Origin of the sequence: Chamaesiphon minutus PCC 6605, from assembly GCF_000317145.1 — a bacterium.
Lineage (GTDB): Bacteria > Cyanobacteriota > Cyanobacteriia > Cyanobacteriales > Chamaesiphonaceae > Chamaesiphon > Chamaesiphon minutus.
On record NC_019697.1, the window covers coordinates 2,070,989 to 2,084,126 of the forward strand.

A 13,138-nucleotide genomic window follows, 5' to 3' on the forward strand; every position below is an offset into this window, starting at 1 on the left:
TATCAAAACTGAATCTGTTTGCCTTAGGAAAACTACTGAGTATTTCTCAATTCACGCCGATTTATTATTCTTGGCGACCCACTTCACCAGATCCTGGCGATGATTTTTTGGTAGATTGTGGGATGAATGCTGACGCGGCGATTGTCACGTCGAATTTGAAGGATCTGAAAATCGCGCAAACATCACTGGGATTATTAGTTTTAACTCCCGCAGAATTAGTTATTAAATTAGCCACCGATCCATAACCATACGCAGATTGACACTGAGACTACCGGAAACCCTACACCAGCAATTAGCGCAAGTAGCCGAGCAAGAGGGCGTATCCCTGAATCAATATATCGTGTACGCGCTGATCTTAGCTGATCGAAAAGTGGTAACTTGCGACCCAGAATTAACTACTGAGACGATCGACCGACTGAGAGCGAAGCTTCAAGCAGCCAAACATTAACCCTCAAGTTCTCTCGCCCCGCTCTGTAAGGGCTTAGGGGATTAATGTTGCGTTTTTCATTTGTTTGACTGTCGGGGGCTTAAGTGTCAGGCAATTCAAGCACTGCTCTTGCTATTTTATTAATAATGCTGTTTTTGTTAAGACTCATGACTCAGGCAAGTACTTTCGCAAAGGTCTATTGTTAGACTAAGCGACCCCTGTGAAGGAGTCGCTCATTTTAAAAACGGACTTGGGTATGAGTCAATGCCTAGCAAACCTACCAAGATCTTGGGTTGTACCAATTTCCTCGTGGTTCACTATAACCTCCAATTGTATTTCGACCTTTACCTGGGGCATTGTTTGGATTGTTCCATCGATCCCGTCGATAGGCTTCAGCAGCACCGTTAATTTCTCCCCAAGATGGTCTTGAAAGACCTGCTGCTCCGACTGAGCAACGGACATTAGTTGCACACCACTGTGCCCCCCGCTGAATACCATATCTTGCCGCAGGCACAACTCCTTGCCATTGAGCGAGTTTAATAGTGGCAGGTAATTTGGTAGGCTTGATTTGTTCGAGCGTAGCTTGTGTGGGCGAATTTGTGTTAGACAATGGTGTTGAAGCAATGACTGGTGCTGCGCTTAAAGCTGCTACCAAACCAGAAGCTATAACTATTTTTGGTTCTCCAGTACCTAATGTGCTAAATCAATAATTGAATCTCCAAGTTAGCAAGCATCTGTTTCGGAAGTTGTTGAAATTAGTGAAGCCATAAGCAGTACGCTTGATGAGCTTAATCTTATTATTAATTCCCTCAACTACACCACTAGTAGTTCGCTCATCAAAGTAAGCAACTATCTCTGTTAACCATCGCGAGATTGTGCCACAACTATTTGGCAAATGCTGCTTGGCTCTTACCAGCCAATGTCTAATTTTCAATAGTCCTCTCATCCACGATGTTGTTTTTTCCATTATCTCTCTCCATTTTTCTTTGAGTAGATGTGCTGCCCTAATGTTGGCAAATTCTTCTCTAACCTGCTTGAGCTTCTCTTGTTCTTTCTCCTCTCTTAACTCTTTTTCATTTTTTAGCAGCGCATATTTACTCGATTTTATTACTGCCAATTGCCGAGTGTATTCATTCTTTTGCTCTAATGTCTTTGCGGATTTAAGTTTAGCCTCTATCGCTCTTTTTTCTTGTTTTCTCAGCTTATCTAACTCACTATTTATTTGCGCTGTTACATGAAATCTGTCTGCTACTACTTGAGCATTAGGCATCACTTCTATCGCTAAGCTTTTATACCCTTTCCATAAGTCTATGCTGACTTCTTCGATCCTTTCCAGTACCTCTGTCCCCCATCCTTTCAGGATTTTCTCTATTTCTTCACTCTTTCTGCTTTCGATTATTGCTAATAATTTTCCTCGCTCTATATCTACTAATACTGCACAATATTTTCCTTGTCCTTTTACCATTGTCTATTTCATCTATTCCCAGTTTTCTTAAATCCGTTGGCTTTTCTCCGTTTAGCTCTGCTTGCTGCGTCTTCAATTATTCTCTCTATTTCTGCTGTCGTCATTACTCCTGTTCTAGCTACGCTCTGAATATCTCCTTCTAGTGCTTCTGCTAGGATTTTTTTAGCTAGTCTTGAAGTATATGTTCTTCTGCCTTTAACAAATTCTAGTTGTTCGCTAAATGGTTTTTGACATTTTTTACATTTAAATTGTCTTCTGTTTATTTCTAGGTGAACTTGCTGCTCTCCCCACGGCAAATCTTTTACTATGTATCTATTATTCTGATGTAAGCTACTACTCTTCGTTCCGCATCTATGGCATTTGCTTTCTTTCTTTATTGCTTCTACCTGTAAGATGATGCCTATTCCTTCATATTGTCGCTGCGACTCTACTCGCATTCCTTCTATTCCTAATAGCTCCGTTAGTAGCTTGAGTTCCTTTTTGTTGCCACTTGCCCTGCCCGCCGCTCTTCTTACTATTTCTTCCTCTCTTCATTATCTTGCTTTTCCTCTCCTCGTCAGCAGTTTTGACATATTTATTTTATTTTCTTTCTCTTGTACTGCCTCGATTCTCATTTAATTAGCACATTAGGTACTGGAGAACCCTATTTTATTAAACATAGCTAGTTTTGAATGAAGGTGATTTGATCCTGCACATAGATAAAAGTTATGAATTGCCTTGTGTTAGCTAGGCTCCCTACTTCCTCCGTCTGTGCTGATGTAAATTATCCTAGAGCTATCGAGTTGAAATTGCTATGTACCTTGAGTGCAAGAAATATCAAAAAAGTTTGCACTCAAGGTACATTGACAATTGATATCCAATGATTTAATTCTCCGATCAAGTATTTTAAAAACAGCTAATAGTTAAATGCAATCTTGCTAAGTATAAAAATAGTTCCGGTTGGGGTAAGAGTTTCGGAAGAGATCCCACTGGGTGCAGGGGTCGTCGCTGTCACTGAGTTATTATCACCACCAGCTTGAGCCGCTTCGATCGAGAATGGAATTACTACGGCAATGATAAGGCAAATGTAGGTGCTTTTCATGTTTTTGATGGCTCTAGCCATTGCGCCACATAGGATATCTTCTTCGCTTGAGTCGATCGCAGGCTTGGATCGAAGATATCCCCGATTTCTTTTGGGAAATCGGGGGATATTGACTGACAACTGTTAAGGTATACTGCCAGGTGCATTGCCATTGATAACAGTAGATGCTACCCATTGGTTGGTTCCAGCATTGCCAATAACATAGCGGCGATGCCCACCACTATGTTATTGGCAATGCCTGAGACTTGTTTGACATAATCTACACACTGACAGTAATAAGCCGCTTGAGCGCGGGGAATACTACTAATGAGCGAGATCTCGGCAATCGTCAGTGCTGCTACTGCTGATGTACCAAGTTTTTTCAAAAAATTGGGCAGTTTACTAGTTAAGTTCGAGTAGAAAGACATCATTTTACTTGCCATTGCTAGACAATTATCACAGCCTCAAAATTTACCGATTTCTTTATTTGTGCTGTTGTAACTAACAATGACATTAAGTTAATCGAATTCATATATACCTTGAGTGCAAATAAAAACAAGATAAATTGCACTTCGAGTGCATAACCTTAAACACTAATACACTCAAACCGTCATGAATAAAACTGCAAGCTGGAATAAAGATGCTATAGAGTTAAGAATCTACACGAGTGACTTTAATCTTTTTTTAATAGACTGGGCTAGGGGCGAATACAAAATAAAATCTAATGTCCTGGATGAATTATTAGATCTAAATGAAACAATTGCGCTTCTTAAAATTTTCCCAAAAGTTAATGATAATGAGCCTTATAAAAAGGCTTGTATAGGCTTTTGTTCAGAGAGGGCATTAAAAATACATGTTGACCGTATAAGAATCAAGTGTTGTATTCCTGATAGTAAGGAACAAAGAAACAAATACAAGCAGGAGTTGTTGACATTACTAAGTAATGAATATCTAAAAATAATAGTGTCTAGTTCTTCATATTTATCTCACAAGAACAAGAATCAGATATCTTCTGTCGAGACTCAAAATAAATCTAAAAAAACTGACATAAGAGAACTAGGCATTAATTCTAAGGATATATTTTTTGGAAGAGCAGAACAAATAGATCAGCTTAAAAACTCAGTACAAGGCAATACTTGTAAACTAATTGTCTTGTCAGGTATGGGCGGAATCGGTAAAACTGCATTAGCAAATCAGATCTGTGAGTCATCCGATAGTAAATACATAATTTGTAGATCGCTAAGGGAGATGCCGCCAGCAATTGATGTGTTATCAAATTTTTTTGATTTTTTGTCTGATAAAAATGAGGGTATGGATAATCTATCACTAGAGTTGATAGTTGATAAAATTATTTTTTATATTTCAGAAAGTCCATGCTTGCTGATTCTAGACAACATGGAATCAATTATGGATATTGGTGAAGGATTAGGTGAATTTCAAGAGTCTTATAAAGAGTATCAGTATTTTATCGATCGAGTAGTCACTTCAAATCACAATAGTTGTCTCCTAGTTACGAGTAGAGAATGCCCTAATATTGTTGAAAATTTAGATAGATCGACCTATCTTAATATTGCTCTGACTGGCTTAGATAGAGATAGTGCTGTACATTTTGTGAAGTCTAAGGGTTTACAAGATAGCGAGGATGTTATCGAAAAACTAGTAAAAGCTTGCAGCTATCATCCGTTAATCCTCAAATTAGCTTGTGGATTTATTCCAGGTATTTACACAAATATTCAACAATTATTAGATAATCAAACAATTAATTTTTCTGACTCAAACGAAATTCTTGAGCAACATTTTGAGCGTTTATCTAGCGTCGAATCAACGATTATTTATTGGCTGGCAATCGCAAGAGATTTCATTCCAGATGATAAATTATCTGAATTTATTTATCCAGAAGAACGACATAGCAATATCCGCTCTGGCTTATTAAAGCTTAACGACAGGTCGCTGATAAAAAAGGATAACTTGTTGCCAAGGTGGACTCTAGAAAACGTAATTATGGAGTTTGCTACAGAAAAACTCGTTCGATTATTGATGGCTGATATTCTGAGAACTATCGAACTTATAGCATCGAATAACTTAGATAATTTTGACGATCTGGGTATCTTTAATAAATTCCCACTTTTTCAAGCAACTGCCAGTGAGTACATTAAAAAAATTCAAATTAGACTGATACTTCAACGAATTAAAGGTTCGTGTTTTAAATACGGATATCATACGCTCGAATCATGGGCAAAATCTATAATTCAGGCACAACGAATAAATATAACAAATCGTGGATATGCGGTTGGTAATGTTGTCAATATACTCATTCAAGAAAAACAAAAAATTGAGAACTCGATCGATCTATCTGGACTAAATATAAAAGAAGTTGATTTTTCTAGTGCTGATTTGCAAAAAGTAAATATGAGCAACAGCTACTTGGATCGTTGTACATTTAAGGAATCAATATTTCCATTAACATCTGTTACCTTCATAGATAACATCAAGAATCCACTACTGATAACAGGAGACGATGCTGGAGTAATTAGTGTCTGGGATATCAATGATAAGGCCAGAATATGTAAATCTAGAGAGCATAATCATGGTGTTAACTCAATTATTCCAATATACTCAAATAGCTCAGATGAATCGTGTATTTGTCACTTGATAACCACTGGAAATGAGGGTAAAGTAAAGCTTTGGATGATTACCACTCAAGACAATAATTTAGCTCTCTCTTCGATTAAAACTATTTCAAATATCGAAAATACTGAAATCCATAGTTCGGCAGTTAGCAATGATAGCAAACTGCTAGCTATTGGTTTTGCGACAGGTTTGTTGGAAGTATGGAGTATCCAAGATTTTCAAGATATAAACTGTATATTCAGGGAAAATGTAAATTCGGGAGTATCATTATCGGCATTGGCTTTTGATAACAGTAGCGATCTGCTTCTCATCTCTAGAAATGACAAGGAGATAAAAATACTCAATCTAGTCGATCGCCAATGTCATTCATCAGATTTTACTGGCGAAATCTATTCTTGCCTTAAATTCGATCGAGAAAATAGATTAATTGCAACATCTACGAAAGGAAGTTTGTCTATTGCTGCGATTCAAGATAAATCATTAACAATACTCCATCATCAACCTAATGTTACTCGAAATAAAGTACCCTTAGAAAATTTAAATATTTATTACGATGCTGGTGGCGCACTATATATATTTGCCTCTAGCTCTATCGGACAAGATACGACAAGTAAAATGTATACTTTCAAGATTGAAGGCGAGGACAATAATAGCCTATCAATCAATCAAATAAATTCATTTAATGCAGAAAGATCGACGATCAATGCTCTTTGTATAAGTAGTGAAATGAAACTTCTTTCGAGCGTTCGTAGAGATTGTGTTGTGCAACTGTGGGATATTAATGATGTAGAGAATTCTAAATGTATACATAGCATTTATGGCTACTCAGGATATATCAATCGAGTAGTTTTCGATCCAAACAACAATAATTACATTCTTAGTTCTAGTAATGAAAATGATATTAGACGATGGAGAGTAGATTCTGACGAGCCATATTTTGATGAATCAGAATCTATCTCTGGTCATCTAAGAGAAGTTATTCCGATTATTTTTAGTAATGATGGCGAATTTTTTGCTAGTGGTAGTGATGATAACGACGTTATTTTCAGAAAAGCATCAAACTTTACAAGTATCCGTAAATTAACTGGTCATAATAATAGAGTTTGCTCTATCGCCTTTGCCACACATCAAAAAATACTTGCAACTGGTAGTTACGATCGAAGCTTCAAGATCTGGAGTTTGGAAAGTTTGGAATGTATTGAAACTAAGACTGAACAAAAAGCAAGAATATATGCATTAGCATTTAATCCCCATTCTAAATATAATCATTTAGCCAGTGGTGGTAGTAATGGAACTATATGTATTTGGGATTCTAATAGTTTTGTCCGTATTCATTTAATGGAAGGAAGCTCATTTATAACGGGACTCTCATTTAGTAATGATGGAAAGCTTCTTGTATCAGGGCACGGAGATAGTCGATATATTAGACTTTGGAATATTGAAAATAACTACGAGCTTATTCGTGAATTTAAAGCTCATGATGGAATTGTATATTCCGTAGTTTTCAACCATGACTCTAGTATCTTAGCCACTGGCGGTGGTGATGCACTGATAAAGCTATGGGATGTTAGAGATAAGGATAATATAAAACCAATAGGTAAACCATTAGAAGGTCATTCTAGCTGGGTACATTCAGTGGCGTTTAATGCTACTGGAACGAGACTTATCTCTGGTTCTGGCGATAACACAATCGTTCTTTGGAATATTGAAAATCTAGAACAACCCTTTCTGATAAAATCTCAGCGGGCTTATAGTCCATATGATGGACTAAATATTAGAGATGTCAGAAATTTGAGAGGAACTCAAAGGGAAAACTTAAAAAACTTAGGTGCTGTTGAAAGTTGATTGACTAAACCAAATCCGCGACCGTATCGGTAATCTCCCCCTGCACCCCCAAACGATTATCATCGTAAATCAACAGAGTATCGATCTTCCGGTGCCGACTAAATTTCTGTACCTTCCGTACATCTCCATTAGTTCGATCGAGAGCCGCAGTTATCGTCGAGTGGCGTACCTTATGAGGACTCAATACCTTAGTCTCTACCCCAAATTTCTTGACTACATTGCGATCGATCGATCGGCCCGATAACCGACTGCCATAAGCATGATTATCTAGAGCAATAAACAGCGGCTCGTCATTCTTACAGCTATCCCGCGCCGCCAACCACTCATCTAGTGCCTGGATCGACTTCGCAGACAAATCGATTACCTCCTTCTCGCCGCGCCCTTTGCCGCGAATCCACAGCTTCGGACGCTGGTAATCACCCAAATCCAACCGTTCGATCTCCACCCGCCGCAGGGCGTTATCCCACAGCAGCCGCGCGATCGCGTAATCTCTTTTGCCCTTGGGCGTAGTGCGATCGATCGTATTAATTGCGTCACGGTAGACCCCAGGCTCCACACCCGTCGTATCCCGATAGGCTTGACTCTTCAAACCCTTAACGTGTTTGAGATCGAAATCGCACCGACCCAATTTCTGGGCGTGATTCACTAACGACTTGATCGCTGCCAGCCTGTTATTAATCGTCGCTGGTTTGAGATCCGTCTGTTGGAGATCTGCCTTATACCGCAACACCACTTCGATCGCTTGCCCTTGCTCTAACTGGAGAAAAGCCGCGATCGTCTGAGGGCTTGCCGATAGCCCCGCGACGGATTGAAAGAAATGCTCGATCGAAGCCGCATACAATCGCTTAGTTTGGGGCGAATTTTGCACTCGCAAAAACTCACTTAAAAAATCTCGCTCTATAGTGCAATTGTCAAATGAAATTGACAAAACTTCAGAATTAACGATCTCACCCATCATCTTGCTCCTAGCCGAGTTGAGAGTCCGTAAATTGCTATTGTCGGACTCTGAATATTGTAATTAAGCTACGTAAAAACTACATTAGATATCCATCATTCTTTATACTTCTTTTGGTATTACCATATTTTTCAAATTAACGATCTGCGCCCTCAACTTTGCCCAATCCTTAAATACTTTCAGCTTCGATCGCTCTAGCTGTTCCTTCCGGCGAAGGTATGTATCGGTGTTTCCGTCCCCCGCCGCATAAGTTACCGAGTAAATCTTGAACGACTTCACCTCCATCCTGACGATCTGCTGTTCTGCCTGAAACTCGCGCGCTGCTACATCAAAGGCCAACACTAAATCCTGAATTTTTTCCCGAATCTTATTGGCGATCTCTACTTTTCCCCGCTCCATCTCCGCTACTTTCACCGTCAGATCTGAGATCTGGATTGCTCGACTCTGTTGGGCATCATTCCCCCCATACGCCCCACGTAACACTTGCACCCCCGACGCGGCGAATAGATCGTTAAGTACCGCCCCAGGATTGGTAAATAGTTGTCCGATTCGCTCGAAGAATCCGATCGTGCGCGTTTGCCCGTTTTCAAAAACCGTATCCTTCCGTAAAAACGCCTGTAATGCTGGCTCGAAAATCGCCAATTCGATCGACTTCTTGTTATTGACCTTAGCTTCCTCGATCCTGGCGTTCACTTCCTGAATCTTGACATTAAGTTCGCGAATGACTGGACTATTCTCGATCGACTGCTGTTGAAGTTTCTGGACGCATTCGAGGGAGGTGTCCAGACAGTCGAGCGGTTGATACATCAACACCCATTGGTCGTTACTCATCGTGGTGTTCAGGATCTTATTGATATCCTGCGGTTCGCTCAGGGGGTTGTTTGGGGTTTCCGCTGACTGAGGTGGTGGAGGTGGTGGAGGTGGCGGTGGCACCACGTTAGAACCTTTGGTAGGGCTGGTTGTTGAAGCGGGTGTAGCGGTTGGCTTTAGTGTCGATGCTGGAGAAGTTGGGGTTACAGGTGCAGGGCTAGCGGTTGGTGCTGGTGTGGGCGTAGGGGTTGGTGTTGCTACTGTGGGTGTAGAGCTTGGGGTTGAGCTGGGTGCTGGTGTTGGGGTAGTTGTTGAAGATGTTGTTGTCGATGACGGCATTGAAGCAGGCACGAGCGATCGATTAGAAGTTGAAGTTGTCTTCGACGACGATCCAGAAGCTTTAGGCGTGAAGCGATAGTCTACAGTCCTCAAGGGCTGGGGTGCAGGTGTAGATTTAGGTTTTCGCGCCATTACAGGCAGCGGTAAACAAGCAACTGCGTTGGCGAAGCCTGCGCCCAGCGCAATCGCCACAGTCATTACAACCCTCCATCGAAGCCAAAAACTATCCACTATTAAATTAATTGAGAATTGAGAATTGAGAATTGAGAATTGAGAATTGGGTTGTTAGGATGGGGATTTAAACCCCTGCTTCTCGTTAACTACTAACTACTAACTACTAACTACTAATAATTAACTAATTATTAGTTAATTATTAATTATTAATTATTAATTATTAATTATTAATTATTAACTAATCCTCCTGCCACACCGGAATCGCATCGGATCTGTTCTGCACTGTCCCTTGTGCATACATTAGTCCCACTTCGTACCTAAGCATAGTCCCTTGCTGAGATAACAGCTTTACTCGTCTAACCGTTCCAGCGAATGGAGCGGTTATTCCCGTCAGGCTGGCGATCTGTCGCTCTAACTGCTGCTTTTTAAGTTGGAGTTGCGCGAGTTGGAAATCTCGTTCGTGGGCTTCGAGGTTAGCTACTTCCGATTGCTTAATGCTCTCTAGCTGCGCTCTCCAAACTTTCTCCTGCCGTTCGTTTTCGGCGATTTGTCGATCGAGTGCCGCCTGGGAGTTCTTTTCTACCGCCGAACTTAGTTGAGCGTTGGCGAGTTGGAGATCCCGCTCGGCGTTGGCAAGTTCGAGTTCGATCTCTTGGATCTTGCTCTGACGGCTGGCGAGGGTGGTTTCCTCCTTAGCCTTAGCCTCCTGAACCTGTGCGAGGGCTTCAGGGAGAGATTGTTTGAGCTTCGTTAATTGTGCCGCTTCGTGGTCTTGGATCGCCTTATCCACATCATCCATCGTTGCCAGTGCATCGATTTTCTGCTGTTGTCTGGCGATCGTCTTTTGAAGATCTTCCGCGCTCAGGGTCAGGGATCTAACCTTTGCACTCTCTGGTAATGCGGCGTTCGCTTGCTTCCGAGCGAGTTGAAGTTTGCGCTGGAGGTCTACTATCTTCGTCTTCGCCGTGGCAATCTCCGCATTCTCTCGATCGTAATTGGGAGCGATCGTACTCTTGAGCTGCTTGACCTTAACTACTGGTAAGGGTTTAACTTTTGGGGTCGATTTGAGCTTGGCGATCGACAGCTTGACCCGATCGAGTTCGGCTTGGAGAGCGACACGCTCTGACTGGCGATAGTCGGCGATGAGTTGGTTGGTGGCTACATGTTGCCCCTCCTTTACTTTTAAGTCTTGGGGTTTGGCAACATCGACCTCGATCTTTAATCTCTTGGTACTCTTGCGCTGGGTTACAGTTACCTGGTTGTCCACGCCCCGCAGATTGGCGATTGTCGAGGTGTCTGGTCGGTCGTTAAATCGATCGACTGCCACCGCTGAAGGTGTAAAAGTTCCCGAAGCAACCGCACCATTGGTCTGTTTGTCGGTAGTGACTAGACACCACCAAGCACCGATGCTCAGGCAAGACACAGTAGTAACGAAGATTCTGTCCACGGTTGAGAATTAATAATTAATGGTGGATGGTTTTTGGGCTTGATGGGAGGTGAGTAGCACTACCTCGTATTTAAGTAGACCGCTATGGCGAGATAGTAGTTTTACTCGTAGAATCGATCCGGCGTAGGGGGCGGCGATTGGTTGTTGCTGGTAGTTGGCGATGAGTTGACCCTTAATGACGTGCTGACCCTCTTCGACCTTTAGGTCTTTGGGCGTGGTCAGTTCGAGCTGAATTTTCAGGCGTTTGGGTTGTTGAGCGAACCTCTGCTCCACATTTTCGGGCGCACTGCGATCGCGTTGGCGGAGCCTCTGCCTCAGCAGAAGCGTCCCGTTTAGGGAATCGCGATTGACCGAAGCAACCGCTTTACTCATGTGGCTCGATAGCGTCGGTAGAAAGCCCCAAGCCACGACCGTTAGATAAGATAAGCCAACAACCAAACTCTTGTTCATAATTAATAGTTAATAATTAATAATTAATAATTAATAGTTAATGCAAACCCAAAAGATTTATCCCGAACTGGATTATCCATAACCATCAAACAACCCCCAATTATTAATTATTAATTATTAATTTTTCTAAGTACATACTCTCTCTTCTCTTCTTGAAGATACTTGTAGAGTTTAACTATCCTCAATGCAAACCCAAAAGATTTATCCCGAACTGGATTATCCGTAACCATCGAACTAAACCCCAATTATTAATTATTAATTATTAACTATTAATTCTTCCAAAAAACGGTTTGATGGTGCAAGCGACCGCCGTACCGCCAGTGCGGACTAAAGCCTGAAATGTCCCCAAGTTAGCGATTCGTCCAGCGTCGAACCGGAAGCGGCTAGCTACTTTGCGGATATCTGCCACATCGACAGGTAACAGAATTTTGGTAGCGGTGTTAGCTAAAACATCAGGGCTAATGTGAGTTTCCCTTTGAGTTGCTAGGACTATTCCTAATCCATATTTCCGACCGTCTGCGGTAATGCGATCGAGTGTCTTCGATCCCTTCAACTCTTTAGCTTCATCGACAAACACAAATGTTTTGAGTTCGGGCGATTCTCCTGCGAGGCGGTGAGCGTCCATAACTTGTTTGAGAATCGCTTCAGCCGCGATCGCGCCTAGTTCTGGTGGCAGCTTCGATAAATCGACTCGAATCAGTTTCCCTGCGCTTAAATCGATTTGAGGGCGTGAAAACACCTCATATTGAAAAGTCGCCGCCAATTTGATTTGTAGGGCTTGTGCGTCCTTGCAGCCACCTTGGGCGCGGTGAATAATCGCTATTTCTAAATCTCCTAGATCTGGAGGGGGTATCGTCCAGGTCTGGCGATTTTCCTGGGTGATGCCGAACTGTTCGTAAAGTTCTCCAATCATCAGAATCAGCAACCCTTCTTGGTTTGTCCCCATGATTAGAGCGCGTCTTAAAGTTGCCGCGACCGAGATAGCTTGCAGCTTAGAGCCGCCACCTTCAGGATCGAGGTTGATGACCAGTGGGTTGATGCCATAGGCAGATGCCATGTGAATCGGGTAGCAGATCTCCCCTGGTAACTCTTGGTCGCCGTGAAAATCCAGGACGATCGATCGAGACGGGAATCCTCGGTACAGTTCCCAGACGATCGCCTTTAAGGTTTGAGTCTTCCCACTACCCGATGTCCCCATGATGACCATGTGCGGGTTAGCGGCTTTATTCAAATCCCAGTACACCTCATCGCCCAAATGCACGAGCGATCTCGATCGAGATGGTGTGTTTGGCTGCAATACTTTCCCCCGATCGGATTGGGGTTTCAATATAGTTTTGGGTAGTGGTTTCGCCATTCGTTCGCATCGCGTTCCCTTTGGGAAATCGCCTCTGGTTTCAGATCATCGTAATCGATCTTAGATTTAAGTAACCGAGCCAAAACATGTATTTAATCGATAAAAACGTTTGCAGTAATCATTTGTTTTAAACGTTTATATCCAAACGTTTGCGTCATAGAAAAATTTGCAGTGCATATAA

General features: G+C 41.9%; 10 protein-coding genes and 4 pseudogenes. 5 read left to right on the forward strand and 9 right to left on the reverse strand.

Annotated elements, in window-relative coordinates; genetic code table 11:
* Nucleotides 1–23: 23 nt before the first annotated feature.
* The 3 genes and pseudogenes from CHA6605_RS37210 to CHA6605_RS33960 all read left to right on the forward strand — a co-directional run.
* Nucleotides 24–245 (forward strand): annotated as a pseudogene (locus CHA6605_RS37210) (toxin-antitoxin system toxin component, PIN family protein); the annotation flags it as partial.
* A gap of 2 nt (nt 246–247) precedes the next feature.
* Nucleotides 248–352, forward strand: a pseudogene (locus tag CHA6605_RS37215) (YlcI/YnfO family protein); the annotation flags it as partial.
* Between the two features lie 617 nt (nt 353–969).
* Complete coding sequence (locus CHA6605_RS33960) at nt 970–1,137, forward strand: hypothetical protein (protein ID WP_015159288.1); 168 nt, start codon at nt 970–972, stop codon at nt 1,135–1,137.
* Here the strand turns inward: CHA6605_RS33960 and CHA6605_RS09680 are convergent.
* The 3 genes and pseudogenes from CHA6605_RS09680 to CHA6605_RS09690 form a co-directional block, all read right to left on the reverse strand.
* Nucleotides 1,131–2,329 (reverse strand): annotated as a pseudogene (locus CHA6605_RS09680) (ISL3 family transposase). The gene CHA6605_RS33960 and the pseudogene CHA6605_RS09680 overlap by 7 nt on opposite strands.
* 458 nt (nt 2,330–2,787) lie before the next feature.
* On the reverse strand, nt 2,788–2,973 hold the full coding sequence (locus CHA6605_RS09685) for a hypothetical protein (RefSeq protein ID WP_157259939.1): 186 nt from the start codon (nt 2,971–2,973) through the stop codon (nt 2,788–2,790).
* A gap of 167 nt (nt 2,974–3,140) precedes the next feature.
* Entirely contained in the window at nt 3,141–3,338 is a 198-nt protein-coding gene (locus CHA6605_RS09690; RefSeq protein WP_157259940.1) for a hypothetical protein, read from the reverse strand.
* 226 nt (nt 3,339–3,564) lie between these two features.
* Here CHA6605_RS09690 and CHA6605_RS09695 point away from each other — a divergent pair, with 226 nt between their 5' ends.
* Complete coding sequence (locus CHA6605_RS09695; RefSeq protein ID WP_015159291.1) at nt 3,565–7,428, forward strand: pentapeptide repeat-containing protein; 3,864 nt, start codon at nt 3,565–3,567, stop codon at nt 7,426–7,428.
* A gap of 4 nt (nt 7,429–7,432) precedes the next feature.
* Here the strand turns inward: CHA6605_RS09695 and CHA6605_RS09700 are convergent, their stop codons facing one another.
* Both CHA6605_RS09700 and CHA6605_RS09705 read right to left on the reverse strand, forming a co-directional pair.
* The gene (locus tag CHA6605_RS09700; RefSeq protein ID WP_015159292.1) at nt 7,433–8,383 is read right to left on the reverse strand and encodes a tyrosine-type recombinase/integrase; all 951 of its coding nucleotides are present in this window, start codon (nt 8,381–8,383) and stop codon (nt 7,433–7,435) included.
* Between the two features lie 102 nt (nt 8,384–8,485).
* Entirely contained in the window at nt 8,486–9,316 is an 831-nt protein-coding gene (locus tag CHA6605_RS09705) for a hypothetical protein (protein ID WP_157259941.1), read from the reverse strand.
* 13 nt (nt 9,317–9,329) lie between these two features.
* On the opposite strand from CHA6605_RS09705, the gene CHA6605_RS33965 reads away from it, so the two are divergent.
* Complete coding sequence (locus CHA6605_RS33965) at nt 9,330–9,611, forward strand: hypothetical protein (protein ID WP_157259942.1); 282 nt, start codon at nt 9,330–9,332, stop codon at nt 9,609–9,611.
* 333 nt (nt 9,612–9,944) lie between these two features.
* Here the strand turns inward: CHA6605_RS33965 and CHA6605_RS09715 are convergent, their stop codons facing one another.
* The 4 genes and pseudogenes from CHA6605_RS09715 to CHA6605_RS09725 all read right to left on the reverse strand — a co-directional run bounded on the left by CHA6605_RS09715 (nt 9,945) and on the right by CHA6605_RS09725 (nt 12,957).
* Nucleotides 9,945–11,153, reverse strand: coding sequence for a coiled-coil domain-containing protein (locus CHA6605_RS09715; protein ID WP_015159294.1), 1,209 nt, complete (start codon nt 11,151–11,153; stop codon nt 9,945–9,947).
* A gap of 9 nt (nt 11,154–11,162) precedes the next feature.
* On the reverse strand, nt 11,163–11,603 hold the full coding sequence (locus tag CHA6605_RS09720) for a hypothetical protein (protein WP_015159295.1): 441 nt from the start codon (nt 11,601–11,603) through the stop codon (nt 11,163–11,165).
* A 122-nt stretch (nt 11,604–11,725) separates the two neighbouring features.
* Nucleotides 11,726–11,833 (reverse strand): annotated as a pseudogene (locus tag CHA6605_RS37220) (four helix bundle protein); the annotation flags it as partial.
* A 32-nt stretch (nt 11,834–11,865) separates the two neighbouring features.
* A complete protein-coding gene (locus tag CHA6605_RS09725) occupies nt 11,866–12,957 on the reverse strand; it encodes an ATP-binding protein (protein ID WP_015159296.1) in 1,092 nt (363 codons plus the stop codon).
* Nucleotides 12,958–13,138: the final 181 nt, after the last annotated feature.